The sequence below is a fragment of the Micromonospora sp. C95 genome, assembly GCF_018070465.1.
Classification (GTDB): domain Bacteria; phylum Actinomycetota; class Actinomycetes; order Mycobacteriales; family Micromonosporaceae; genus Micromonospora.
Genome location: NZ_JAGPXT010000003.1, coordinates 140,749 through 165,571, shown reverse-complemented (window position 1 = coordinate 165,571; position 24,823 = coordinate 140,749). Strand labels below are relative to the sequence as shown.

25 protein-coding genes and 2 pseudogenes are annotated in these 24,823 nt (G+C 71.2%); 8 read left to right on the top strand and 19 right to left on the bottom strand.

The window, feature by feature from the left end; translation table 11 throughout:
* Window positions 1-4 precede the first annotated feature (4 nt).
* Window positions 5-418 carry a hypothetical protein gene (locus KBX00_RS05380; protein WP_210823857.1) on the top strand — a complete coding sequence of 138 codons (414 nt, stop codon included), beginning with the start codon at window positions 5-7 and terminating at the stop codon, window positions 416-418.
* Window positions 419-818: 400 nt separating this feature from the next.
* Here the strand turns inward: KBX00_RS05380 and KBX00_RS05375 are convergent, their stop codons facing one another.
* From KBX00_RS05375 to KBX00_RS05335, 9 genes are all read right to left on the bottom strand, one after another.
* Complete coding sequence (locus KBX00_RS05375) at window positions 819-1,448, bottom strand: TetR/AcrR family transcriptional regulator (protein ID WP_210823855.1); 630 nt, start codon at window positions 1,446-1,448, stop codon at window positions 819-821.
* Entirely contained in the window at window positions 1,343-2,692 is a 1,350-nt protein-coding gene (locus tag KBX00_RS05370; RefSeq protein WP_210823854.1) for a methyltransferase, read from the bottom strand. Before KBX00_RS05370 ends, KBX00_RS05375 begins: the two co-directional genes overlap by 106 nt.
* Complete coding sequence (locus KBX00_RS05365; RefSeq protein WP_210823853.1) at window positions 2,689-3,600, bottom strand: hypothetical protein; 912 nt, start codon at window positions 3,598-3,600, stop codon at window positions 2,689-2,691. Before KBX00_RS05365 ends, KBX00_RS05370 begins: the two co-directional genes overlap by 4 nt.
* Window positions 3,601-3,783: 183 nt before the next feature.
* Entirely contained in the window at window positions 3,784-4,110 is a 327-nt protein-coding gene (locus tag KBX00_RS05360; protein WP_210823852.1) for a hypothetical protein, read from the bottom strand.
* A gap of 139 nt (window positions 4,111-4,249) precedes the next feature.
* On the bottom strand, window positions 4,250-4,519 hold the full coding sequence (locus tag KBX00_RS29780; RefSeq protein WP_374225253.1) for a tetratricopeptide repeat protein: 270 nt from the start codon (window positions 4,517-4,519) through the stop codon (window positions 4,250-4,252).
* Complete coding sequence (locus tag KBX00_RS05350) at window positions 4,446-6,878, bottom strand: NB-ARC domain-containing protein (RefSeq protein ID WP_210823851.1); 2,433 nt, start codon at window positions 6,876-6,878, stop codon at window positions 4,446-4,448. The genes KBX00_RS29780 and KBX00_RS05350 overlap by 74 nt, the downstream gene beginning before the upstream one ends.
* A gap of 132 nt (window positions 6,879-7,010) precedes the next feature.
* On the bottom strand, window positions 7,011-7,511 hold the full coding sequence (locus tag KBX00_RS05345; RefSeq protein ID WP_210823850.1) for a hypothetical protein: 501 nt from the start codon (window positions 7,509-7,511) through the stop codon (window positions 7,011-7,013).
* A 383-nt stretch (window positions 7,512-7,894) separates the two neighbouring features.
* Entirely contained in the window at window positions 7,895-8,812 is a 918-nt protein-coding gene (locus KBX00_RS05340; protein ID WP_210823849.1) for a cytochrome c biogenesis CcdA family protein, read from the bottom strand.
* Between the two features lie 2 nt (window positions 8,813-8,814).
* Window positions 8,815-9,405 carry a redoxin domain-containing protein gene (locus tag KBX00_RS05335; protein ID WP_210823847.1) on the bottom strand — a complete coding sequence of 197 codons (591 nt, stop codon included), beginning with the start codon at window positions 9,403-9,405 and terminating at the stop codon, window positions 8,815-8,817.
* Window positions 9,406-9,411: 6 nt separating this feature from the next.
* On the opposite strand from KBX00_RS05335, the pseudogene KBX00_RS29100 reads away from it, so the two are divergent.
* The 3 genes and pseudogenes from KBX00_RS29100 to KBX00_RS05320 all read left to right on the top strand — a co-directional run.
* A pseudogene (locus KBX00_RS29100) lies at window positions 9,412-9,735 on the top strand (DUF1800 family protein); the annotation flags it as partial.
* A gap of 82 nt (window positions 9,736-9,817) precedes the next feature.
* Window positions 9,818-10,309 carry a DUF1501 domain-containing protein gene (locus KBX00_RS29620; RefSeq protein ID WP_307868112.1) on the top strand — a complete coding sequence of 164 codons (492 nt, stop codon included), beginning with the start codon at window positions 9,818-9,820 and terminating at the stop codon, window positions 10,307-10,309.
* A gap of 19 nt (window positions 10,310-10,328) precedes the next feature.
* Window positions 10,329-10,772, top strand: a complete 444-nt coding sequence (locus KBX00_RS05320; RefSeq protein ID WP_210823838.1) for a hypothetical protein — start codon at window positions 10,329-10,331, stop codon at window positions 10,770-10,772.
* Window positions 10,773-10,887: 115 nt separating this feature from the next.
* Here the strand turns inward: KBX00_RS05320 and KBX00_RS05315 are convergent, their stop codons facing one another.
* Both KBX00_RS05315 and KBX00_RS05310 read right to left on the bottom strand, forming a co-directional pair.
* Window positions 10,888-11,475 (bottom strand): NTP transferase domain-containing protein, encoded by a 588-nt coding sequence (locus KBX00_RS05315; protein WP_210823836.1) that lies wholly within the window; start codon window positions 11,473-11,475, stop codon window positions 10,888-10,890.
* Complete coding sequence (locus KBX00_RS05310) at window positions 11,472-12,464, bottom strand: XdhC family protein (protein ID WP_210823834.1); 993 nt, start codon at window positions 12,462-12,464, stop codon at window positions 11,472-11,474. Before KBX00_RS05310 ends, KBX00_RS05315 begins: the two co-directional genes overlap by 4 nt.
* Before the next feature lie 125 nt (window positions 12,465-12,589).
* On the opposite strand from KBX00_RS05310, the gene KBX00_RS05305 reads away from it, so the two are divergent.
* Genes KBX00_RS05305 through KBX00_RS05295 form a run of 3 tightly spaced genes read left to right on the top strand, consistent with a single transcriptional unit; the run spans window position 12,590 to window position 16,214 of the window.
* Entirely contained in the window at window positions 12,590-13,129 is a 540-nt protein-coding gene (locus KBX00_RS05305; RefSeq protein ID WP_210823832.1) for a (2Fe-2S)-binding protein, read from the top strand.
* Window positions 13,126-14,115 (top strand): xanthine dehydrogenase family protein subunit M, encoded by a 990-nt coding sequence (locus KBX00_RS05300; RefSeq protein ID WP_210823830.1) that lies wholly within the window; start codon window positions 13,126-13,128, stop codon window positions 14,113-14,115. Before KBX00_RS05305 ends, KBX00_RS05300 begins: the two co-directional genes overlap by 4 nt.
* Entirely contained in the window at window positions 14,112-16,214 is a 2,103-nt protein-coding gene (locus KBX00_RS05295) for a xanthine dehydrogenase family protein molybdopterin-binding subunit (RefSeq protein ID WP_307868111.1), read from the top strand. Before KBX00_RS05300 ends, KBX00_RS05295 begins: the two co-directional genes overlap by 4 nt.
* Window positions 16,215-16,276: 62 nt before the next feature.
* Here KBX00_RS05295 and KBX00_RS05290 read toward each other — a convergent pair whose 3' ends face one another.
* The 5 genes and pseudogenes from KBX00_RS05290 to KBX00_RS05270 all read right to left on the bottom strand — a co-directional run bounded on the left by KBX00_RS05290 (window position 16,277) and on the right by KBX00_RS05270 (window position 21,201).
* Complete coding sequence (locus KBX00_RS05290) at window positions 16,277-18,367, bottom strand: xanthine dehydrogenase family protein molybdopterin-binding subunit (protein ID WP_210823828.1); 2,091 nt, start codon at window positions 18,365-18,367, stop codon at window positions 16,277-16,279.
* Window positions 18,368-18,550: 183 nt separating this feature from the next.
* Window positions 18,551-19,390: an SDR family oxidoreductase gene (locus KBX00_RS05285; protein WP_210823826.1), complete on the bottom strand. Its 840-nt coding sequence runs from the start codon at window positions 19,388-19,390 to the stop codon at window positions 18,551-18,553.
* A 49-nt stretch (window positions 19,391-19,439) separates the two neighbouring features.
* Entirely contained in the window at window positions 19,440-19,931 is a 492-nt protein-coding gene (locus KBX00_RS05280) for a hypothetical protein (protein WP_210823825.1), read from the bottom strand.
* Between the two features lie 59 nt (window positions 19,932-19,990).
* Window positions 19,991-20,215 (bottom strand): annotated as a pseudogene (locus tag KBX00_RS29085) (SDR family oxidoreductase); the annotation flags it as partial.
* 14 nt (window positions 20,216-20,229) lie between these two features.
* Window positions 20,230-21,201 (bottom strand): aldo/keto reductase, encoded by a 972-nt coding sequence (locus tag KBX00_RS05270; protein WP_210823823.1) that lies wholly within the window; start codon window positions 21,199-21,201, stop codon window positions 20,230-20,232.
* A 124-nt stretch (window positions 21,202-21,325) separates the two neighbouring features.
* Here KBX00_RS05270 and KBX00_RS05265 point away from each other — a divergent pair, with 124 nt between their 5' ends.
* Entirely contained in the window at window positions 21,326-21,850 is a 525-nt protein-coding gene (locus tag KBX00_RS05265) for a MarR family winged helix-turn-helix transcriptional regulator (RefSeq protein WP_301547392.1), read from the top strand.
* Between the two features lie 42 nt (window positions 21,851-21,892).
* On the opposite strand, the gene KBX00_RS05260 is transcribed toward KBX00_RS05265, so the two are convergent.
* The 3 genes from KBX00_RS05260 to KBX00_RS05250 all read right to left on the bottom strand — a co-directional run bounded on the left by KBX00_RS05260 (window position 21,893) and on the right by KBX00_RS05250 (window position 24,726).
* Window positions 21,893-22,357 carry a MarR family winged helix-turn-helix transcriptional regulator gene (locus KBX00_RS05260; protein WP_301547391.1) on the bottom strand — a complete coding sequence of 155 codons (465 nt, stop codon included), beginning with the start codon at window positions 22,355-22,357 and terminating at the stop codon, window positions 21,893-21,895.
* A gap of 8 nt (window positions 22,358-22,365) precedes the next feature.
* On the bottom strand, window positions 22,366-23,613 hold the full coding sequence (locus KBX00_RS05255) for an NAD(P)/FAD-dependent oxidoreductase (protein WP_210823820.1): 1,248 nt from the start codon (window positions 23,611-23,613) through the stop codon (window positions 22,366-22,368).
* A 66-nt stretch (window positions 23,614-23,679) separates the two neighbouring features.
* On the bottom strand, window positions 23,680-24,726 hold the full coding sequence (locus tag KBX00_RS05250; protein WP_210823818.1) for a PHB depolymerase family esterase: 1,047 nt from the start codon (window positions 24,724-24,726) through the stop codon (window positions 23,680-23,682).
* Window positions 24,727-24,823 lie beyond the last annotated feature (97 nt).

Sequence of the window (24,823 nt, the reverse complement as noted above, 5' to 3'; positions counted from 1 at the left end):
GCCCATGAGCTTCGGTCTGGTCGTGCTTGCTGTCGCCCCGGGCGCGACCGATGTCGCGGTACGGGCGATGGCGGAGCAGTGCCGAAGCCGGCGTCACCCCGAGGGCGAGCTGGACGAACGCATCGTCGGGTTCTACGAGAACCTCCGCGCCCACTACCCGGACTTTCCGCCGTACGATGACGACTCCCCGTGGATGGACATGCCGCTGGATGTCGGCATCGACCACGTCAGCATGCAGCTGAGCTTCAGCGAACGCAGCACGCCCGCGTTGGAGTTGATTGACCAACTCGCCCGCCGATACGACCTCACCATCTACGATCCTCAGGGCGACGAGGTCACGCGACCTACGGACGTACGCACGCCGGTGGATCCTGCAATCATGGCGTTGATCGAGGAATTGCGGGCACCGGACCGTTGACCACCAGGCGGCCCGGACAGGCTGTGCGGACGACACAAACGATCTTGGACTGTGGATTGGCCGTCGTCCGGGCGTCTCTCAGCGCGTGATTGAGGAACGGCGGCGACCGGCGCGGTAGCCGATGAGCTGACCGGCCGGTCGCACTCACTCCTCGGCGTCGCCTCCCGTGCGAGCCGAGCGTTCGCGACTCAGATACCGGACCGGCTTGCCGAGCGACTCCGCGTAGGCGATCTCCCGTCGGGTCGACTCACCTACGTAGCCGCCTGGATCCACGATGTACGGCTCATGATCGCTGAACGGCAGATGCCGCGCTGCTCGATGAAACGGAGGGGCCTGCGCTGGCTGCTGGAGGCCGACGCTGCCGCCGCTGAGCGCGCCCGACCAGGGCCGGCGTTGCGGTCTAGCGTCGGGTTGCTTTGCTGATTTTGTTGTGGAGGGCGCGCCGGGCGATCGGGCCGAGTTCGTCGACGATCTCGATGAGCCCGGCGAGCTGGTCCAGCGCCTCGATGGCGCGCTCGGCTGAGGGCCGGTCGACGCCGTCGTACAGCTCCAGGCCGATGAAGGCGGCCGACACCGCGCGGGCGAGCCCGGGAACGTCGGCGACCTCGGCGAACGGTGACCCGGCCAGCAGCCGGCGCAGGACCAGCTCGATCTCGTCCACCCACAGCTGCAGCGACTCGGCGGTGGGGGCGGCGAGGCGCTCGTCGGCCTGTGCGCCGGCGAGCATCTGGGCCAGCACGGACACGTTGCCCAGCTCGCGTTCCTCCGCGTGCAGGATGCGCCCCACGTCGAGCAGTTCGCGCAGCGACCCGACCTGGCGCAGCCGGGCCGACCAGTGGGCGACCCGCTCGGCCGTGCCGGTCCGGCACGCGGCTGCCAGCAGCTCGTCGAGCGTCCCGAAGTGGTAGAAGACCAGGGCCTGGTTCACTCCGGCGGCGGCGGCGATGGTGCGGGCCGAGACGCCGGCGATGCCATGCTGGCGGATCGCGGCGAGGGTGCCGTCGAGCAGGCGTCGCTTGGTGTCGGACATCGCTCTCCTCCCGCCGGGTGCGGCGGTGCGATCATCGCATCCGTCACCAGTTGCGCCAGCCAGGTCATGCCGGGCAGTCGCAGGGTCCAGCCCACCCAGGCCCAGCCGAGGTTGAGGTGTTCGAGAGCACGGGCGACGGCGGCCACCCCCCGTTCCTGGTGGCCGTCGCCGCCCGTGTACCCGGCCCGCAGCTGCCCCGCCTCGGCCGGCGCGATCGTCAGGTCCACCGGGTCCCGCCGCGCCAGGAACCGCCAGACCGCCACGCACGGCCCGCACCCGGCGTCGAGCCGCAACACCGCGGGCGTGCCCGAGGTGTACGGCCGCCAGCGCGGACACCAGTCGCGTACCGCCCGTCGCCAGTCCCGCCAGGCGTCCCCGTGCCGGCGGGCCAGGTCGTGCTCCTCGTGCGGCCGGGCCACGGCCGCGCTGAAGGCCACGGTGAGGGCGGTCGCGGCCAGCAGCGCCGTGCTGCGGGTGACCGCCGCGGTCAGCAGGAGCAGGGCAGCACCGCCGACCTGCATCGGGTTCGCCAGGTACGCATAGGGCCCGGTGCTGACGAGCCGGGCCGGCGGATCCCACGGGTACGGGGTGCCGCCGCCTCGTGCGGCGAACTCGCGTACCGCGATGAGCGCCGGGGTGGCCACCAGCAGCGCGACCTGGGCCAGGACCAGAAGGGCGGCCCGGGACAGCCCGGTGAGCGGGGACCACGAGCCGCCACCCAGCTCGAAGGCGACACCGGGCACGAGCCACAGCAGCAGCGTGGCGAAGACGACGACCTGGAGCAGCACCCGGGCCCGCAGGTGCCGGCCGTCGGCGCTCCACCGGCCGAGCAGCTGCGCGGGGAGGGCCACGGCGAGTATCCCCACCACCTCGCCCACCAGCCAGTGCGACCCGAGCAGGACGAGCGGGTGCAGCGCCGGCATCGCCACCACGTCGAGCCAGAGCAGCAGGCCCAGCGCGAGGGGCAGGGGCAGGAACCGGCGTAGCAGCACCGGCAGCGCGCCCCAGAGCGCCGCCCAACCCAGCCACAGATCGACCGGCATCCCCCGGTAGGCCCCGTGCACCGGCGCGAACGCGTACCAGCCCGTCCGGCGCGCCGACTCGTTCAGCGCGGCGACGCCCAGGGCGACGGCCACGGCGGCGAGCAGGGCGGCGGCCCGCGCCCGCCGGTCGCGCTCCAGCCGGGCCGCGGCCAGCACCGCCAGCAGGGGCACCCCCAGGGCGAGCCAGCGGGCGGCGGTCACGGCAGGACGAGCATGTCGAGCAGGTGCCCCACGCCCTCGTGGAGCAGGCCGCCCTGGAGCGGTCCGAAGTACCAGGAGGGATCGAGACCGCGCTCGTACGCCACCCGGACGCGCACCTCGGTACGTTCCCGGTCCACCGCCTGCCAGGTCACCTCCGCGTGCCGGAAGGTGACCCACCGGCCGGTGATGGCGGTGTCCTCGACGAACCGGAAGCCGACCCGGCCCGGCTCGGTGCCGGTGACCTCGGTGAGCAGATGCCCGCCCGGCCCGTGCGAGCTGTCGTGGTAGGCGAACATCCAACGGTCCCCGGTGGCGAGGCCGTCGCCGGTGACCCGGGTCGGCACGGGTACGCCGAGCAGACGCAGCGGCACCGACCGGACCGGCACCGGGCGAGGGCCGGTCGCCAGCCGCTCACCGACCGCATGGGCCGGCAGGTTCACCACCCGGACCACCTCGACCGACTGCTCCGGGGTGATCCGTGGGGCGAGCCCGGTGCCCTCGAGCCCGGATACGAGCAGCAGGGGCACGGCGAACAGCGAGTACGCCCGGGTGGTGTCGCGGCGGGCCAGCCTGATCAGGGCGGTGGTGCCGTGGGCCACGGCGTACACCAGCGGCGCGGACAGGATGACGCAGATGGCGCCTTCGTGCAGCGCCACCGAGGCCAGCAGCAGCGCGATCGTGGTGGCGGCGAAGACCCGGCCGTGGGTGGTGCGGCCCGGGGTCAGGGCGAGGGCGGCGGCCAGCAGCACCGGCAGTCCGACGAAGAGCAGGGCGCTGTCGGCGCGCCCCTGGGCCACGGTGACGGCGTAGACGACGATCCCGAAGGCCGTGATGAGACCGGCGAGCGTCCAGTTGGCCCAGGTCCGTCTCGCTTCCGGTTCCGGTTCCGGCTCCGGCTCACTGGTCATGCTTTCCTCCCCGGGTTTAAGCGACCGCTCAAACGGAGCGTAGGCGAATTTGAGCACCTGCTCAAGAGGTGGCCCGCTCGAACCCCGGGCCTGTCATCACGAGCGGCGATACGGACGGACCTATCTACCTGCACGGTTACCGTTTCGTGGACGGGTGAGTCGCGCGAGTCCGGTGGTGGCCTTCTACTCGTCTCCTGTGAGTAGGGGGCGGAGCCTGCGGATCTCAGCGATCAGGCGGGGGATGTTCTGGCGGGCGCTGGCGATGAACTGGGCGTTTTCGTCCCAGCGTTCGTCGGCGACATCGACGTAGCGAGGCTGCTGGACGAGGGTGGCGGCCACGATCTCGTGATGGTCGAAGTCCGGCCAGCGTTCACCGAGCCCGGTGTCGGGCGTCGTGCTGATGGCGACCAGGCACATGGCGAAGTCATCGTCGAGTTGACGCACGTACCAGGGGCCGGGAGTCGCGGCGTGGGCAAGCTCCTCGATCTCGGCGAGCTCCTGGTCGGTCATTGGTTCTGGGTTGTCCATCAGGCGACGAGTTCCTCGCGTTCGGCCAGGCGTCCATCGGATCATGATCACGGTCAGCTTCAGCGAGACGACGGCCGCCGTGCTGTCCGATCACGACAGCGCGAGACGGTCAAAAGCAAGACTAGACCGGGGCGGTGGCTGCGGGCGGGTCCGGTGGCAGCTGCCGCAACAGGTCCCGCACCATCGCGACCGATCCGCTGCCGATCTCCTGGTAGCGCACCAGCGCCGCCTGCCACCGGGCTCGGGCCAGATCGGGCCGACCCTGCGCCCATGCCACTCGTCCCAGCGCCGAGAGCGACTCGGCCTCGCCGTCACGGTTACCGATCTCCCGGAAGCCGGCGCGCGCCGCGTCGAAGTGCGCGGTCGCGACCCGGTGATCGCCCGCCGCCAGTGCCAGATCGCCGAAGGCGACCCGAGTGTGCCGCTCCCTCTCGGTCGCCGATCCGCCGGAAGCTGCGGTAGGCGGCACGCAAATGGCGGTAGGCGGCGTCATGGTCCCCGGTGGCACGGGCCACCTCACCGACGCCCATCCGGGCGTACGCCTCACCATCCCGGTTGCCGATCGCCGCGAACCCGCGGCGGGCGGCGGTAAAGTGCGCGCGGGCGCTGGCGTGCTCACCGGCACCGAGGGCGACGTCAGCCAGACCCAACCGCGCGTACGCTTCACCGTCGCGGTTGCCGGCTGCGGCGAAGCCGGCCTGCGCGGCCTGGAAATGCCGGACTGCGGCAGTGTTGTCTCCGGCGGCGCGGGCCACCTCTCCGAGTATCCGGCGGACCATCGACGCCCCCTCCGGGTCGCCAGCAGCGTCAAAGCCGGACAGCGCGAGCTGGAGCTCGCGGGTGGCGCCCGGGAGGTCGCCGGACATCAGCGCGACCTCCCCGAGCCCTCGGTGTGCGTGTGCCGCGCCGGCAACATCATCGCGCGCGGCGCAGAGGGCGCGGGCAGCGTGGTAATGCCCGATCGCGGCCGGGTAGTCGCCGGTCACCCGCTCGACCTCGCCCAGGCCCTGCCGGGCGGCGGCCTCCCCGGGGCGGTCACCAGCGGCCGCACTTCCGGCGGCGGCGCGTGTGTGCAGGGTACGGGCAGTGGCATGGAAACCGTACGCGTGCATCTGCTCGGCGGCACGGCGGAGCACGGTCGCCGCCGTCCCGCCGGTGACGACCTCGGCCAGGGCGAGCAGGTTCTCCTGTTCGTCGGCCAGCCACCGTTGGGCCTGTCGAGGATCGGTCCAGCCCAGCCCCGCTCCGGTGGCTCCGAATTGCCGGGGCGGGGTGCGGCGGAGGTGCCAGATGTCGCTCATCGCCGTGCCATACCAGGTGACCAGCCGGTCAACCGCTGCTGCCCGTTGCGCGGCGCTCAGCCCGGTGCCCGCCTCCCGACGGGCGAACTCGCGGACGAGGTCGTGCAGCTCGTAGCCCCGGCGCGCGGCCGGGCCGCCACTCACCCTGATCAGGTGCCGAGTGGCCAGGCCATGCAGGATCGCTCGGGCCTCGTCCGCGGAAGCTCCGGACAGCGCAGCGAACTGCGGCCCGCACACCCGTGGTCCGGGATGCAGACCAAGCAACCGGAACGCCGTCTGGAGCGGTGGGTCGAGGCGGTCCACCGAGGTGCTGAGGGCGGCCGACACACTCGGACCCAGCGGCCCCAGGTCGGTGGTGAAATGGCGCGCGCTGCGGGCCGCTCGCAGGTCGTCGGCGAACTCGGCCACCGTCAGGTCATCATGAATCTGACCGGCGGCGGCTTCGATCGCCACCGGCAGCCGGCCGACCAACGTCACGATCGTTCTCACCGCCGACCAGTCGGTGCGCGGGTCGGTGCCGCTCAGCCGGCAGAACAGGGCGATTGCCTCGTCGACCGAGAGCACATCCAGCGGCATGCTGCCGGCCCCCGGCAGGTCGGTCAACCGGGAACGACTGGTGACGAGCACCAGGCAGCTGGCCGCCTTGGGCAGCACCGGCCGCACCTGCCGTGCGTCGAGGGCGTTGTCGAGCAGCACCAGCGCCCGCTGACCGGCCAGCAATGCCCGCCAGCGCGCCTGCCGTCCGGCCAGGTCGGACGGGATCTGCTGCCCGGTCAGGCCGGCCTGGCGCAGCAGCTCCTCCAGGGCGGCCACCGGCGTGACCGGCGCGATTCCATCGGTGTACCCGTGCAGGTCGACAAAGTACTGCCCGTCGGGGTACCGGTGCTTGTGCTCGTGCGCGGCCCGCAATGCGAGCTGGGTCTTGCCCACGCCCGCCATGCCGACCACGGCGAGGACGGTCTCGACGGTGCCGTCCGGCTCGTGCGCGCAGATGTGGGCCCCCAGTTCGGCGAGCGCCGCGCCGCGGCCGGTGAATCTGGGCGTTACCCCGGGCAGACTAGCGACCCGGTGGCGTGGTTCGTGGAGGTCGCGTAGATGGGCAAGGCTCTGCTCGATCGCGTCGAACCGCGGACCGAACTCTTCCCGCCACCACCACTCGGCCAGCGGGCCCAGCGCGCCGCCCGCCCGACCGTTGGCGCGGATGCCCTCGGCGATTCGGGTCGCCAGGGTGTCGGCGAGGCAGGCCGGGTCCAGGCCCAGGCCGGTCAGGTAGCCGGGCTCGCCGTACTCGGGTTGGTCCAGTGGCTCCACCCAGACCCGCAAGGCCGCCGCCAACGCAGCCCGGTGGGGAACCTGGAGCCGGTCGGTCAGGTCGGCCTCGCGCAGCAGCAGCGCGCTGCGCAGGTGCGCGGCGCGGCCGGCGTCGAGATGACCGCCGAGCTCCGCCACGGTGACATCGACGGAACTCCTCCACCACCGCCCGCATGCCGGAGGCGATCGGCGCTGCCCGCAGTGAACGGACTACGCCGCCGCCGGTGGCGGCGACGATCCATCCGAGCAGCGCGTCGCCGAGCGCGACCGTCAATGGAGGTCAGACGGTGTGATCTTGCCGAGGATGAGCAGTTCACCGCCGTCTTCGTCGACGTAGTATCCCTCTCGCGGGAACGAGTCGGCGTCCCGCAGCCGCTGATAGACGGCGATCAGGGACTCCAACCCGTCGCTGCCGCTCTGGACTGCATTGACCACATCGCGCGGTGGTTGCGGGTCGCCGGCCCGGCGGGCCGCGCTACCCCGCCACGCATACCGCATCGCACCGAATTGGACGAAGGAAAGCGCGAGATACCAGCCAGCCTCGCCGAGCCGTCGCACATCCCCCGGGTGGTAGTGGGCGTGATGGGGCCGGCCGCTCGGTCCGGGAAAACGCAGACGCAACGCGATTTGGCCGCGACCGAGCTGCCGCTGCAGGAGACCTGGAGAGCTGAACTCCGCCGAGATCACTTCGATGGTCCGCTCACTGGCCCGCGCGGTGGGCGCGACCTCCGCATATCGGCCGTTGCCGTGGGCGGCGGTCCTGAGCCACAAGCTCCATGACATAGTTCTCCCTCCTCTGTGGAGCTACATGGTTGCGGGCCGTGACTTACTTGCGGCATCCCCCGCCCAGGTCACCCCGATGTCGCCTTCTTGACACAGCCGACACGGCGTAACCCGCCGCCATCCGGCCCAGCGCAAGGGCCGGCCTCGAACAAGCGCGAACGTCCCAGCCGCTTCCGGCGGTGGGTAAGGTCGTGGCACGCTCGGCAGCCGCCCGGATGCGCTCGTCATGGACCGCCCCCGCCACCACCGGTGGCCAGCACGGCGAAGAACGGATCCTCGTGGAGGATCCGCGCCTCTTCGTACCACCTACCGAGGTTGGAACCCGCGCGCGACAAGGTCCTCGTCAGCTGCGGGGTGCAGCAGACCCATACTCATGCCCGGTCGTCCGACGAACGGTCAGGCCCCGCCGGGCGAGCGACGGACCGGCGGGCAGGCAGCCGATGCCGGCGCCGCAGGGTGATCCCTGCGGCCAGGACGAGCAGCGCCAGCACCGCCACCGCGACCGTCCACGGACCCAGCTCTGCCAGCCAAGTGCTGACCGCTGTCTGGACCGTGCCGGCCGCTTCGATGATCGGGTCGTCCACATCACCGCGACCGGCGAAAATCCGCACCTCGTACCAGCCGTACCAGGCCACGTACCCGCCGGTGACCACCAGCAGCAGCCCGGCTAGCCGCCCGAGCAGTGAGTAAGCACGGCGGGCGCGGCGCACCAGCGACTCACGGGCCAGCGCGACGGCCAGCGCGGCTGCCCCCACCGCAAGCCCCATGCCGAAGGCGTACGCCACGAACAGGGCGACGCCGGACAGGGCGGATCCGGCGCGGAAAGCGGCGACCACGACGGCGAGGAACGGGCCGATGGTGCATCCGAGCGAAGCGATCGCGTACGCCGCACCGAACAGCACCATCGAACCGAAGCGCCGGCGGACCTCCGGCCCGGTGGCCAGTTTCGGCGTGAAGGTGGGCAACTGGCGCCCCGCCAGCAGCCAGCCACCGGCAGCCACCAGGGCGAGCCCGATGAGGATCGACACCCAGGGCAGGTGACGGGCGACCGCGTCCGCCGCAGGGGCGGCGAGCAGCCCGAACGCGCCGAACACCGCGACGAACCCGAGCGTCATGGCACCGGTCAACGCGACCGCCCGGCCGACGGACGCAAGCGCGTCCCGACCGGCCGACGGCTCGTCACCCAGCACCAGCATCGACAGGTATGCCGGTAGCAGCGCGAAGCCGCAGGGGTTGACCGCGGCCAACAGCCCGGCACCGACGGCGAGGCCGTACGGAGTGTCTGTCATGGTCAGCTCAACCCGGTGACCCGCTCGCGAAGGTCCTGCTGAGACAGTGGTCCCGAGTGCACGACAGTGCCGGCGGAGTCGAGCAGCACATACTGCTCCTGGCTGGTCACCTCGAAGCGGCGCCACACCTGACCGTCGTCGTCGGCCAGGTTGGGAAAGCGATCGATTCCGGTCTGCTCCGCGAACCTTCTCATCGCCTCGTCGCCGCTGCCCAGCCCGGCCACGCCGATCACGTTGACCCGGCCTGCGTTGTCCCGCTGCACAGCGGCGACCTCGTCGGCCACCGCGCGGCACCGGGTACACCAGGCCGCCCAGAACCACAACACCGCCGGCTTGCCGACGAGGCTGCTACCCGCGAAGGTCTCACCGTCGATCGTCCGGGCACTGAACGAGAGCGCCTGCGGGACCGTCGTTTCCGTCCCGCTGCTCGCCGTCGGCGCGGCGGGACCTGACAGTGTCGGCTGAGCCACCGCGCTCGGCCCGGCAGTCGTGCTCTTCGGGTCGGCGGGCTGCTCCGTGCCACCGCAGGCGGTCAGGGCGAGGACGGCCGCGGTGAGGGCGGCGACGGCGGGGGCGGTACGGATGCCGGGCATGATCGGATGCTAACCCGGCCACCGGCGCGGGGGGCCTTACGAGCTCCTTACGGGCGTCGTATGCCGCGGAACTGCTCGTCGTCGAGCCGACTGGGTCGGCGAGGCGCTCCCGGTGGCCCGCTGCCGACCGCATGTTTGTCCATCGCTGACCGAGTTCCTACCGTCGTCGTACATCGGGAGCAGCGGCAGCGGGCCAACCAGCAGCGCCGGGAGCAGGTGACCCGGCTGCTCGACTGGTGGCTGGGACGGATGGTCGCCGCCGAGCACCAGTTGACCGAGAAGCTGCTGTTCTTCTGGCACGGGCATTGGGCGACAAGTGTGCAGAAGGTTCGCTCCGCCGGGTTGATGCTGCGGCAGCTGGAAACCCTGCGCCGGCTCGGGCGCGGCCGGTGTCACGACTCGCGTGTTCTCGGTGTCACTCGGCGGCTTCGACACCCATGCCGACGAAAGGCAGCTCCAGGAGGTGCTGCTCGGGCAGCTCGACCGGGCGCTGACCCGATTCAGCGACCGGATGGCGCGTACCGACGCGGGCCGGAGGGTGATCACCGCTGTCTACTCCGAGTTCGGCCGCAGGGTCCGGGCCAACGGCACCGACCACGGCACCGCCTCGAACATGCTTCTCCTCGGCACCGGGGTGCGCGGCGGCCTGTACGGAGAACCGCCCAGCCTGACCGACCTCGACCGCGGTGACCTGAAGGTCACCATCGACTTCCGGGACGGCTACGCGGCGGGCTGGCCGCGTACGCGGCCTGCCTGCGCGAGCAGGCATCGACGTACCATGTGGCCCACCGGGTGCGGTCGGCGATGGCCGCGCATCGCCAGGACGAGCGTCTGCGTCAGCTCGCCGACTCGCTGCGAAAGCGGTGGCGGGTCGACGTGCCCGAGACGAGGGTCGCGGAACTGATGGAAGCGGAGGAATCGTCATGACTGTCGCTGCCGTTGTCGGCGTGGTGCTGGCGCTGTTCGTCGCGGCGGTAGCGTTCGTCTACCTGGGCCGTCGGCGTGCCACGCCGAGCGCGCTGGGCCGGTCGCTGCGACTGCTCGCGCTCGGGGTGACGCTGGGGATCGTCGTCGCCGTGTTGCCCGACATGTTGTCGGACAGCGGCGCCGCAGCCGGCTATCTGCTGGGCGTGCCGACCGTCGCGGCTCTGTTGCCCCTCGCTGCGGATCTGGCGGGCCGCGCGGTCGGTGTCACGACGACGCTGGCGGCGATGGTGATGGTGGTCTGGGGGCTGCTGCTCGGCCTCGGTGACGGTGTCTATTTCGTGATTCCGGCCCTGGTCCTCGGCGCGGCCGCCGTCGTGTCGGTCACGCCTCGGCGCGGAATGCCCGCCGCCGAGCGCCAGGACCGGGCCGGGGACGCGTGACGCCTCTCGGCGGCCCTGGGGGCCGGCAGGAAGCCCTGCCCTGTGCCTGGGCTGGTGCGGCGTCTCAACGCCCACTGCTCGTCGTTGAGGTCGTTGGGACACCGCGTTCGATCACTCATGACGGGTGGAAGTCGACGTCCGCGCCGTCGGCCACGTCGCCGCACTCGACCCGGCCGAGCACGGCGTCGTGCCGGCGCAGGTATTCGTGCGCACCTCGGTCGGCACGGGCGCTTCGGCCCACCCCGGCCCAGTGATCGGCGCCGAGCAGCACCGGATGACCCAACTCGCCCTGGTAGGTGGCACGAGCCAGGACAGAGGTGGGACAGGCGTTCGGCACGGTGGACAGAATCCGCCGCACGGCGGCCGGCGTCACCCCGGGTAGGTCGACCAGGTGTACGCAGACCACCGACGCTGACAGCTCGGCGGCGACCCGCAGACCGACCCGCAGCGACGAGGCCATCCCCCGTGACCAGTCGTGGTTGACCACCACCGCCAGCCGGGCACCGTTCGGCACCGGCCGGCCCGCGGTTCTCCGACGTGCCGCTGCGGCGGCCGCACCGAGCACCACAATCACCGGATCGCAGCCACCGGCGGCCAGTGTGTCGATCGCCGCGCCGAGAAAACGCAGCGCCTTGGGTTCGCCGTAGCGTCGCCCGGCTCCGGCTGCCAGGAGCAGCCCGGCGGTCGGCGGATGATGGGTCATGCCACCGGGCTCAGCCGCGCAGCCTCGATCGCCCGAATGCGTCCCTCGGCAGCACAGAGCCGTCCGCCCGCCCGCTGGTTGCCGACGGCCACCACCTCGGCAAGCATCGAGAGCGCGGTCTGCGCCAACGAGCCGGCCCCGAGGTCGAGGCCCGCCGGACCGGTCAGGCGATGCAGACCCGGGGTGCCGGCCAACCGGGCGAGCCGCTGGGCGTGCGTCTGCCGGCTGCCCAACACCCCGACGTACCCGGCAGATCCGCTGAGCGCGGCCCGGATCGCGCGATCGTCGATCCGAGGGTCGTGGGTCAACACCAGCACCGCGTCGCGGACGTCCAGGCTACGGGTGGCCAGAAAGTCGTCCGGCCAGGCACAGATCACGTCTTCCGCCGCCGGCACCCGCTCCGACTGGGCGTATGCGGGTCGTGGATCGACCACCACCACCCGGTAACCGATCCGGGCGGCCAACGCGGCAAGCGTGACGGCCAGGTCAGTCGCACCGACCACCAGCAGTGTGGGGCCGGGGTGCAGCTCCTCGACGAAGTGCTTCTCGCCGGCCGGTAGTCCGTCTCGACCGGCGGCCGTGGACCACCGGAACGGTGGTTCAAGTGCGACGCCGACGGCGAGTGGACAGCGGGTCGCCAGCGCTGCGCCGATGGCGGTGTACACCGTTCCGGTCGGGGCAGGACAGACCAGCACGGTGAGTTCACCGGTGCAGGCCGGGGCGGGTTCCCACGGCATCAGATCCGTGCCCGGACTGATCGCGGTCAACCGTGGTGGGGCGCCGTCGAGCACCGATCGGGCCTCGCCGAGCAGTGCACCCTCGACACAGCCACCGGAGACCGACCCGGTCCAGCCGCCGTCCGCGGCCACCGCCATGGTCGCACCGAGCGGTCGGGAGCCCGACCCGACCCGGCCGACCAGCCGGATCAGTACGACCCGTTGCCCGGCCCCGTGGCGCTGTTCGACGAAGGGCCACACCTCGGTCAACACCTGCCGTTACCTCAACTCCACACTCAGCTTCGCGTCTCGTCGTTCCTCAACCAATTATCAGTACATACAACGCTGAAAGCGGATAAATTTGGCAGCCAGCCCACGAACCTCATCTGGCGGGAATCATGGATACCGAGATCAGCCTGCGCGTGGACGGCGCCGAGCGTCGGCTCACCGTCGACACCCGGACCACCCTGCTCGACGCGCTACGCGAACGGCTGGGCAACACCAGCCCCAAGAAGGGCTGCGACCACGGCCAGTGCGGCGCCTGCACGGTGCTGCTCGACGGCCGACGCGCGAACAGTTGCCTGGCACTGGCCGTCGCTCATGACGGCGCCGAGATCGTCACCGCCGCCGGGCTGGCTGCCGACGGCGACCTGCACCCCATGCAGCGCAGCTTCATCGCCCACGACGCCTTCCAGTGCGGCTACTGCACGCCCGGGCAGATCGTCTCCGCCGTCGCCATGCTCGACGAGGCGGCGAACGGCTGGCCCAGTGCGGTCACCTTCGAAGCACCCGACGGCTCCGACGGCGCAGTCGGCACAGGCCCGGTAGACCTGGCCACCAGTCCCGACGAGATCCGGGAACGGATGAGCGGCAACCTGTGCCGCTGCGCCGCGTACGCGAACATCGTCCCCGCGATCCAGGAGGTTGCCCAGTCATGAGGCCGTTCCGGTACGAGCGGGCCACCGACCCGGACGGTGCGGTCGCCCTGCTCTCCCGCTCGCCGCAGGCGGCCTTCCTCGGCGGCGGCACCAATCTGGTCGATCTGATGAAGCTCGACGTCGCTCGGCCCGACCTGCTGATCGACATTCGCGGGGCCGTCTCCGGCGTGATCGAGGAGCTGCCCGACGGGGGAGTACGCATCGGCGCCGGGGTGTCCAACAGCGACCTGGCCGCCGAGCCGCTGATCCGCGAACGCTACCCGGTGGTGGCCCAGGCGGTGCTCAACGGCGCCTCCACCCAGCTGCGAAACGTCGCCACCGTCGGTGGCAACCTGCTGCAACGCACCCGGTGCCTGTACTTCCAGGACATCACCACCGCGTGCAACAAGCGGCAGCCGGGCAGTGGCTGCTCCGCCATCGACGGTCACAACCGGGATCTGGCGATCCTCGGCACCTCCCCGGACTGCATCGCCACCCAGCCGTCGGACCTGGCGGTCGCACTGGCCGCGGTGGACGCGACGGTGCAGACCGTCGGCCCCGACGGCAGCCGCGGCATCCCACTTACCGAGCTGCACCGGCTGCCGGGGTCCGAGCCGCAACACGACAACGTCCTGGCGCACGGCGAGTTGATCACGGCCGTCGACCTGCCGCCGCTGGCGATGGCTGCCCGCTCGCGTTACCGCAAGATCCGGGACCGCGCCTCGTACGCCTTCGCCCTGGTGTCGGTGGCCGCCGCGATCGATGTGGCCGACGGGCAGGTGCGCGACGTACGCATTGCGCTGGGCGGCGTGGCGCACAAACCGTGGCGGGCCCGGCGGGCCGAGGATCTGCTGCGCGGCGGGCCGGCCACCGAGGACCGGCTGCGTCGAGCTGCCGAGGCCGAACTTGCCGAGGCGCAACCCCAGTCGGACAACGCCTTCAAGATCCCGCTGGCCCGCAACGCCATCGTCCGTACCGTGCTGGACCTGGTGGAGGCGGAACGGTGAGCATCATCCCCGCCCGCGCGATGGGCCGGCCCCTCGACCGGTTCGACGGTGCCGACAAGGTACGCGGTCTGGCACCGTACGCCTACGAGCACCCGGTGGCGCGCCCGGCCTATCTGTCGGCCGTGCGGAGCACCATCGCGACCGGACAGATCATGGGCATCGACTGCAGTCAGGCCAGCGCCCAGCCGGGCGTGCTGGGGGTGCTCACCCACCTGAACGCCCCCCGGCTCGGCACCGACGACGGCGAGTTGCGCATCCTCCAGTCCGAGGAGGTCGCGTTCCGTGGGCAGTTCGTCGGGGCGGTGATCGCCGAAACCTCGGAGATCGCCCGGCACGCCGCCGGCCTGGTCCGGGTCGACTACCGGCCGCGCCCTCACGACGTCGACCTGGAGTCCAGCCGCGAGCAGGGACGCCTGCGGGTTCCGCAGCAGATCATGCCGATGTTCCCGGTCACGGTCGACAAGGGCGACGTGGAATCGGCGCTCGCCGCGGCGTCCGTCCGCGTGGAGCACAACTACCGCACGCCCTGGTACAACCACAACCCGATCGAACCGCACACCACCATCGCCTGCTGGAACGACGATCAGCTCACCCTGTACGTGTCGACCCAGTACCTGATGGGGGTGCGCAGCACCGTCGCCGCCGCGTTCCGGCTCGATCCACAGCAGGTCCGGGTGTACGCGCCGCACGTCGGCGGCGCCTTCGGCTCGAAGGTTCCCGTGCATTCGGATTTGATTCTCGCGGTGATGGCCGCCCAACTCGTCCCGGGTCGATCGGTGCGTTTCGCGCTCACCCGGCATCAGATGTTCACCCAGACCGGCTACCGGTCACCGACCATCCAACGGGTACGTCTCGGCGCCGACGCCGAAGGGCGGTTGACCGCGGTCGACCACGAGTCCTTCGAGCAGACCTCCCGGCTCGGGGAGTTCGCCGAGCACGCCACCCGGGCCACCCCGACCATGTACGCCACACCGCATCTGCGCATCCGCCAGCAGGTGGCGGCGTTGGATCTGCCCACCCCCTCGATCATGCGGGCCCCGGGCGAGTCGGTCGGCATGTTCGCCCTCGAATCGGCAATGGACGAACTCGCCGTGGCGTGCGGCCTGGACCCGGTCGAGCTGCGGCTACGCAACGAACCGGTGGCGCATCCGCTGGACGGTCGACCGTTCTCCAGCCGGGGTCTGGCCGCCTGCCTGCGGGAGGGCGCACGCCGGTTCGGTTGGCAACCACGCCAGGCCACGACCACGCCCAGCCGCCAGGACGGCTGGCTGGTCGGCACCGGGGTCGCCGCCTCGACCTACCCGGTGCTACGGCTGCCCGGCTCGAAGGCCACCATCCGGGTCACGCCCGACGGCCGGTACACCGTGCTGATGGCGGCGGTGGACATCGGCACCGGCACCCGCACCGCGCTGACCCAGGTCGCCGCCGACGCGCTGCGAGTCGACCTCGCGCAGGTCGAGCTGCGCCTGGGCGACACCGCGTACCCACCGGCGGCGCAGGAGGGCGGCTCCGCCGGCATCACCAGTTGGGGCGCCACGATCTGCGTCGGCGCCGACGAACTGCGCCGCCGGATCGCCGCCGAGCACGGCGGCACGATTCCGGCGGACGGCCTGGAGGTCACCGTCGACATGCCGGAGAACCCCCACCTGGAGCAGTACGCCATGCATGCCTTCGGCGCACAGTTCGCCGAGGTACGGGTGCACGGGGAGACCGGCGAGATCCGGGTGCCCCGCCAACTCGGGGTGTTCGCGGTCGGCCGGGTGGTCAACCCGAAGACCGCCCGCTCGCAACTCATCGGCGGGATGACCATGGGCCTGTCGATGGCCCTGCACGAGGCGAGCCTGCTGGACCCACGCTACGGCCACGTGATCAACCACGACCTGGCCACCTACCACGTCAGCAGCAACGCCGACGTGCCGGCGGTGCAGGCCCACTGGATCGCCGAGCAGGACGACCAACTCAACCCGGTCGGCATCAAGGGGGCTGGCGAAATCGGTATCGTCGGCGCTGCCGCCGCGATCGCCAACGCGGTCCACCACGCCACCGGCGTTCGCGTCCGCGAGCTGCCCATCACGCTCGACAAACTGCTTACCGTCTGACGGCACAACCAGCCACCCGATCGTTCGTCGCGGGCGGAGCCCCTCTCGACGGGCCCGCCACGTCACCCCTCGGGCAGCAGCTTGTCCGGTGTGATGGGCAGTTCGCGGATACGGATGCCGGTGGCGTGGTGGACCGCGTTGGCGATCGCGGCGGCGGCACCGACGATACCGATCTCACCGATACCCTTGGTGCCCATCGGATTCACGTACGGGTCTTCCTCCTCGATCCAGTACGCCTCGACGGCGCCCACGTCGGCGTTGCTGCTGACGTGGTAGGTGGCCAGGTCGTGGTTGACCCAGTCGCCATAGCGCGGGTCCAGCAGGCCCACCTCGTGCAGCGCCATCGACAGGCCCATGGTCATCCCGCCAATCAACTGACTGCGCAGGGTGGCCGGGTTGACCACCCGGCCGACGGCGAAGACGCCCAGCAGCCGGCGGACCCGTACCTCGCCGGTGTCCACATCCACCCGTACCTCGGCGAACTGCGCGCCGTACGCGTACCGCGGCAGCGTGGCCCGCGCGGCGACCTCGTCGTCGGTGTTCGCCTCGACGGTCAACCCCTCGGCCGGCACGACGCCGCGCAGCTCGCCGAGCCGGTCGCACAGCCGCTCGGCGGCACGCACCACCGCCCAACTCCACGACGCCAGGCCGGTCGAACCACCGGCCACGCCCGCCGGCGGCAGTGCCGTGTCCCCGTCCAGGATGCGTACCCGCGCGGGTGGCACGTCGAGCGCGTCGGCGGCCACCTGCCACAACGCGGTACGTGCCCCGGTGCCGATGTCCGCCGCGTTGATCCGTACCTCGAAGGTGCCATCGGGGTAGGCGGCGGCCGACGCCGCGGCCGGACGGACCCGGGCGGGATAGCTGGAGCCGGCCATGCCCGTGCCGATCAGCCACCGGCCGTGGCGGCGAGCGCGCGGGGTGGGGTCGCGATCTGCCCAGCCGAACCGCCGAGCCCCGTCGCGTAGGCAGGCTGCCAGGTTGCGGCTGGTGAACGGGTGCCCGCTCTCCGGGTCGATGATCGTGTCGTTGCGCAGCCGCAGCTCGACCGGGTCGAGCGCGCAGGCCGACGCCAGCTCGTCCAGCGCGGACTCCAGGGCGAACGAGCCCGGGGTGTGACCGGGCGCCCGCATCCAGAACGGCGTCGGCACGTCGAGGCGGGCCAGCCGGTGGGTGGTACGCCGGTTCGGGGCCGCGTACATGTTTCGGGTGTAGACGGCGCTCTGCTCGGCGAACTCGGTCACCATCGAGGTCTGGCTGATCGCGTCGTGGGCCACCGCCCCGAGCCGCCCGTCCGCCGCCGCGCCGAGCCGGATCCGCTGGATGGTCGGCGTGCGGTAACCCACCGGACCGAACATCTGCTGGCGGGCGAGCGCCAGCCGGACCGGTCGCCCGACATGCCGGGCGGCGAGCGCCGCGAGCATTGTCTGGATCTTGCAATAGATCTTGCCGCCGAAGCCACCGCCGACATGTGTGTTCACCACCCGGACCGCCTCGACCGGGAGTTCGAACACCCGGGCCAGGATCTCCCGGGTGGGTGAGGAACCCTGGACGGAGTCGTGTACCAGCAGCCGCCCGTCCTGCCACTGGGCCGTCGTCGCGTGCGGTTCCAACGGGCTGTTGTGGTAGGCCGGCGTCCGGTAGGTCACGTCCAGCCGCACCTCGGCCGAGGCGTAGCCGCCGTCGAAGTCACCGGCCATCACGTCCGTCGGGTAGTCCGGATTGACGTGGTCGGGCCGGTACAGGTCCGGGTCCTGCGCCGACAACTCGGTCCGGTGCGGTACGACGTCATAGTCGAACCGCACCAACCGTGCCGCCTCCCGCGCCGCCTCGATGCTCTCGGCCACCACGACCGCCACGATCTGGCCCCGGTAGTGGACCGTCGGCTCCTGGAGCCGGAACAGCTCCGCGTCCACCTCGGGGCTCAGCCGGGCCGCGTTTCCGTGGTGCAACACGGCGAGTACACCGTCAACGGCCAGCGCGGCGCTGGTGTGCACCTCGGTGATCGTCCCGCGTGCGGCGGTGGCCTGCACCACCCACCCGTACGTCGTCGCCTGCGCCGGGTACTCCACCGCGTATCGCGCCGTTCCGGTGACCTTCTCGTGGCCTTCGAGGCGGGGATACCGTCGCCCCACCACGGGGGCCCGACTCACCACCGCGCCTCGCTCACCCCAACGCCGGTACGCACAACGTCAACATATGCCGTCCTTGACCTATTTAGCCGCCAATGATGGATATTCCAGGCGGCCGCGGCGGACCGGCGCGCCGGCAGTGTCGGGCTCTCCCTGGCCAGTCCTCGCGATCCGGCGGACAGCCCCAACCGGACCCGGGTACCGTCACGCGATGGCCGCCTGGTTGCGGACGACCCACTGCGCGAACGTGTGAGCAGGACGGCCGGTCAACGCCTGCACGTCTGCCGAAACCGGAACGACGCTGGCCTCGGGTCCGAACGCACCGAACACGGAGTCGACCACGACGTCGGGCGTGCCCTCGGGGAACGCGGCGGACTTGGCCACGTCCAGGTCGAGCTTCTCCGCCCGGAGATCGCGGCCCAGGACCTCGGCGACGATCGCGGTCTGGTCCTCGACGGACAGGGCTTGCGGGCCGGTGATCGAGTAGCTGCGGCCGACCGGCGTGGCGGCGGTGAGGACGGCGACTGCCGATGCCGCGATGTCGTCCGGGTCGACCACGGGCAGCTTCACGTCGAGCCACGGAGCCCGGATGACGCCGCTCGCGCTGTCGCGCGCCCACATCAGGAAGTTGTAGTCGAAGCCGCTGGCGCGCAGGAACGTCGCGGGCACGCCGGCGTCGGTCAGTGCCTGCTCGCCCGCGCGGTGGCGAGCGGTGATGATGTTGCCGTCGCCGCGGGGCAGCTCGGTGACCGCGGCGAAGGACGACAGCAGGACGACGTGCTCGAGACCGACCTCACCCGCGACCTTCGCGAAGGTGGCACCGTTGTCGTCGGCCATGTTCAGGAACGCGCGGTCGGCCCCGGACAGCGCTCGGCGGACGTCGGCCGCGACGGTCAGGTCACCCTGGACGACCTCCACCCCGGCGGGGGCGTCGTACGTCGCCGGATTCCGTACGAGGACGACGGTCTGATGCGCGGATGCCGCAAGGGCGCGGGCGACGCTGCCGCCGACAGTTCCGGTGGCTCCGGTCACGAGGATCTTCATGACTCTGTTCTCCATCTGTGATTCGGTTTGCCGTAACGCGGCGTGGTCGTCACCCCTTGACGGGAAACGTGGCCACGGCCTCGTCGACCGTGATCTCGTCGACGCTGGTGTGGTCGCGGACGATCCGCCACCCCATGCCCTCGATGCGTCGCCACACCTGGGAGTTGGTCGCACGGTTGGCCACCACGGTGCCGTCCGGCTGGGTGAGTACGGCGATGAACACCATCCGGGTGGCGGCGAGGTTGCCCTCGACGATCACCTCGGGCGGCGCCTCGATCGCGTGTGCGGCCGAGCGCAGCTGGGAGAAGCCCGGCCAGAACGCGGCGGCGTAATCCTGCACGGCGCGAAACACCCGGCGTTGCGGGTCGAAGTCGTCGTACAGGATCACCGGCGCGTCGAAGTCATAATAGCGGTCGAAGACCTCACGAAACGGGCGAAACTCCTCGTTCTCGGTCTTGTCCCAGCCGAGAATCCACTCCTGCTGCAGCGTGGCGACCTCCTCGGCGTCATCAACGGTTTCGGGCACGGGCGGACTCGTCATGACGTCTCCTGTCTCTGGTGGTCGTACCGGCTCGGCCGGGTTCTGCCGGCCGAAGAGGTTCAGGCGGCCCCGCCGCTGGCGCATATGACCTGGCCGTTGACCCGGCGCCCGGGACCGGCCAGGAAGGACACGACCTCGGCAGCGCCCTCCGGTGTGCCGAGCCGCTCACTGGGGTTCATACGTGCCATGCGCTGTACCGTCTCCTCGTCCTCTCCCTGCAGGAACAGCGGCGTGGCGGTCGGTCCGGGCGCGACGGCGTTGACCGTGCCGTCCCGCCCGCGCAGTACGTCTGCCTGGCTCAACCGTCGATGGCGGCCATGTCGGGCTCGGCGTGGCGATCGCCGGACGCCGGGGTCAGGTTGTTCAGCCGGGCGATCTGCCCGGCGGTGAGTCGGATGCTGTCGGCGGCGCAGTTCTCCTCGAGCCGGTTGACGCGCTTGGTGCCCGGGATGGGCGCGATGCCCTCGCCCTGCGCGAGCAGCCAGGCCAGGGCGACCTGCGCGGGCGTGGCACCCACCTCGCTCGCGACGTCGCGGACCTCGTCGACGATGCGCAGGTTGCGGGTGAGGTTGTCGCCGGTGAACCGGGGGTTGGTGCGCCGCCAGTCGTTCTCGTCCAGACCGTCGAGCGAGCGGATGTCGCCGGTGAGGAAGCCGTGTCCGAGCGGCGAGTAGGGCACCAGACCGATGCCGAGTTCACGCAGCGTGGGCAGCACGTCTGCCTCGGGGTCGCGGGTCCACAGCGAGTACTCCGTCTGGACGGCGGCCACCGGGTGGATCGCGTGAGCCCGCCGGATCGTCGCGGCGGATGCTTCCGACAGCCCGATGTGGCGCACCTTGCCGGCGGTGACAAGGTCGCGCAAGGCTCCCACCGTCTCCTCGATGGGGGTGTCGCGGTCGACCCGGTGCTGGTAGTACAGGTCGATGTGATCGGTCCCGAGCCGTCGCAGTGACCCGTCCACGGCCGCCCGTACGTTGGCGGCGGTGCTGTCCGTTCCGGATCTGCCGGTGTGCGAGACGATGCCGAACTTGGTGGCCACGACGACCTCGTCCCGGCGGTCCTTGATCGCGCGACCCACCAGTTCCTCGTTGACGTAGGGCCCGTACGCCTCGGCCGTGTCGAGGTGGGTGACGCCGAGGTCCAGGGCGTGCCGGATGGTGCGGATCGACTCGGCGTCGTCGTGGCCGGCGCCGGTGTAGAAGGCCGACATGCCCATGGCTCCGAGACCGATGCGCGAGACCGTGAGGCCTCCAAGTGATGTGGTGTGCATCGAGATGTCCTTCCGGATCGACGGCTGGTTCGCGGTGCCGTGCGGCGAAACTTTGGAACTTGATGCTTCAAGTTCTACCCGCCCGAACTTGAAATGTCAACAACTCGCTTGTAGCGTTACTCTCATGACCAAGCGGAGGGCGGCGGACGAGGCCACGGGCGCCGGCGCCGAAACCAGGTGGTTGAGCGACGACGAGCGGGCGGCGTGGCTGGCCAACTCCGCGATCATGATCAGCCTGCCGGCGGCGCTTGACGCCCGGATGCAGCGAGAGTCCCGGCTGACCTTCTTCGAGTACATGGTGCTCTCGGTGCTGTCCGAGGAGCCGGAGCGCACGATGCGGATGAGCCGCCTCGCCGCCCGTACGGCGGCGTCATTGTCCCGTTTGTCGCACGTCGTCGAGCGGCTGGAGAAACGCGGCCTGCTCGCCCGGGTCCGGGTTCCCGGCGCCGGCCGGCGCACCAACGCCGTGCTGACCGAGGCCGGCTACGAGGTGGTCGTGGCCGCGGCGCCGGGACACGTCGCGGCGGTCCGGGAATACCTGATCGACCAGCTCGAACCGCACGAGTTGGCGACGCTGAGGCGCATCGGCACCGCCGTCGAGGCGGCCATCGACCGTGCGGCGACGTCGTCCGAGACGGCCGTCCGGTAGCGAGGTGGTCACCGGGGTCGGGCTACGCCTCCGGGGGCCTGGTCAACCACTCAGGTGGTCAAGTTCGGCGCGGTACATCGTCTGCATGCGCTCGTAGTGCCGGACCAGCAGCTCGATCTCCTCGACGGTGTAGCCCTCGACGAGCCGTTCCGCCTGTGCGGCGAATCGTTCGTACGGTCGTCCTAGCTCGGCGGTCCGCTCGGGCCGCAGGGTGACGATCACGCGCCGCCGGTCGGCCGGATCGCGTTCGGCCGTGACATAGCCGGCCTGCTGGAGTCGGCGGAGCATGCTGGTCACGGCCCCGGTGGTGAGGTTGGTCCGCTCGGCGACCTGTCCCGCGCTGGCCGAACCGACGTCGGCCAGGTAGTCCAGGCACTCCAGGTCGCTGACGGTGAGGCCGAGCCGCTCCGCGATGGCGTAGCGGAACACCATGGACAGCCGCGCGGTCTCCCGTCCGGCGCGCATCAGGTCGGCGATCGCGCAGGCACGGGCCGGCTTGGGAGACATGTCCGCCATCATGCCTCGGGCACGGTGACCGGGTGCAGCCGAGGTAACAGGCGGGTCAGCACCCAGTGCGGTGCGGCCGCGCCCCCGGTGAGGCGGCGCATCAGCCGGGCGGCGGTGTCGACGGCGCGGAAGGCGTAGGGCGCCATCTCGTTCTGATAGCCGGCGATCGCCTTCTCCACCGGCGTGCCGCTCGCCCGGGCCGCGACCAGCCGGCGGCCGAGCAGGGCGGCGTCGCGCAGCGCCGTGTTGCCGCCGTGCGCGCCGAACGGCGGCATGGCGTGCACGGCGTCGCCCATCATCGTCGCCCGGGGTACCGCCCATCGGCGCGGGCGCTGGCCGGTGGCGAAATGGTTGAGCACCGTGGCGTCGACCTCGGCGGTGTCGACCAGCCGCCGGATGAGTGGGTGGAAGTCAGCACTCAGCCGGGCGGCCAGATTCCACTGCGCCAGCAGGTGTCCGCGTACGTCGACGGGCACCTCTTCCTGCGGAAGCAGCAGCGCCCACATGACGTAGTCGTCGCCGGTGGGCGCGTAGCTGCCCGGGGCCAGGCGCGCGAACGCCTCCTGCGGGCGTTCGCCGAAGCGCATGGAGGTGAAGAAGAAGGCGCGGCCCGGCCGGTCGGCGATGGCCAGGACCCCGCTGGTCCGTAGCGCGTCCGGGAGGACGTTCTCGCCGTGGCGCCACAGGGGTGACCGACCGTAGATGCCCACCATTCCGGTGTTGGTCGGGTCCGCGTCCGGCATGAGCTGCGCGCGCAGCGCCGAGCCGACGCCGTCCGCGCCCACGACGACGGTCGCTGCGACGGACCCGCCGTCGTCGAACCGCAGTCGCAGCTGGGCCGGGTCGCCGTTGTCCACCGCGACGGCGGTCCTGCCGTAGTGGATGCGCCCGTCCAACTCGGACTGCAGGATCGACCGTAGGGTCAGCCGGTCCACCTGGCGGGTGGCGTGCGGCTCCTCCTTGAAGTTGATGGTGAATGCGTCGCGCAGCCGGCTGTCGGTGAAGCGCAGGTGACCGCCGGGCTCGTCACCGGTGGTCAGGGCCAGGCGGTACAGCGGACGGGGCAGGCTCTCCCGCAGCGCCTCCAGTCCGTACCGGTTGAGAATGATCCGGTAGCCCTGCCGCCTGACGAAGGGACCCGGATCCCGCTCGTAGACGTGCACGTCGATGCCGGCGCGGGTCAGGTACTGGGCTAGGCAGAGGCCGGAGAGTCCGCCGCCGGCGATCGCCACCGAGAAGCCAGTCGATACGCTCATGCCGTTACCTTAACGACTAAGATAATTCGAGCCAAGGCTGCCGGCTGGATTGGAAGGCGGCAGTCCTCAGCTCATCGGGTGGCGCTCGGCGAACCGCCACACGATCTCGCTGGCGTCGGGGCCCGCGCGATCGGTGTACCTGCCGTCGCCGTCCGGGCCAGGCCAGGCGTGTCCCATGCCCTGCACGTGGTAGGACTCGACGATCGACGAGCCGTCCGAGGCGGTGATCGTCGTATGCGTGTAGGCGTGTCGTGCCGCTGAGGCTGGCACGGAGCTGGTCTCCTCGGTCAGGTCGAGGCTGTCGTTGGGCAGCCCGTCGTCGACGAGATCGCCCACCGCGGTCCAGTGCGCGGCGAGTCGGGTGCCGACCAGGGGCGGCACGACCTCGTCGCGCTCACCCTGAACGATCAGCAGCGGCACCCGTCGGGCCCGCTCGCCCATCTGCGCCCAGGCCTGACGTGCCGTGTCCAGCGGCGATGTCGAGTCCGGGTCGTCCGGATCGACCTGGTTGAGCCCGTACTCACCACCGGCGACCGAGGTCACCGTGGCGAAGACGTCGGGATAGGTCGCGCCGAGGATGACGGCGGTTCCCGCCCCCGACGAGGCGCCGGCCACGTGCACCTGCGCCGGATCCGCGTGGTACTCCTCGACCACCTCGCGGGCGACACCGGCCAGCAGCGCGGGTTCTCCGGTGTGCCGCTGCTGATGCCGCGGATCGGCCGAGTTCCAGCAGGCGATCACGTTACGAGTGATCAACTGCGTGGGGTAGACGACGATGAAGCCCTCCCGGTCGGCCAGGCTGTTGAACTGCGTGGTGGCCTTCATCGAGTTCCACCCGTAGCCGGTCATCCCGCAACCGTGGATCGCCATGACGACCGGCAGGCGGGTCGTCCCGTCGTACTGGGGCGGCAGATGGACCTGGTAGCGCTGCGAACCGGCGGGGCCCTCGTAGACATGGTTGCGGTCGCCCTCGCCCAGTTGCCAGGGCAGGCCGAGCTGAAGCGCGGCCACGCCGAGGCTGACGACGGCCACGACGGTGGCGACGCTGCCGGCGACGATCCCCAGCCACCACCGTCGGGAACGGCGGGCCTCGACCACAGGAGTGACGGACATGTACCCATGACAGCGCGGACGCGGCCGACCCGTCAGTGCCGCAGTGTCATGACCGCGTGTGACGTGGTGTCACGGGTCGTCGTCGCCGGGCCGGCAG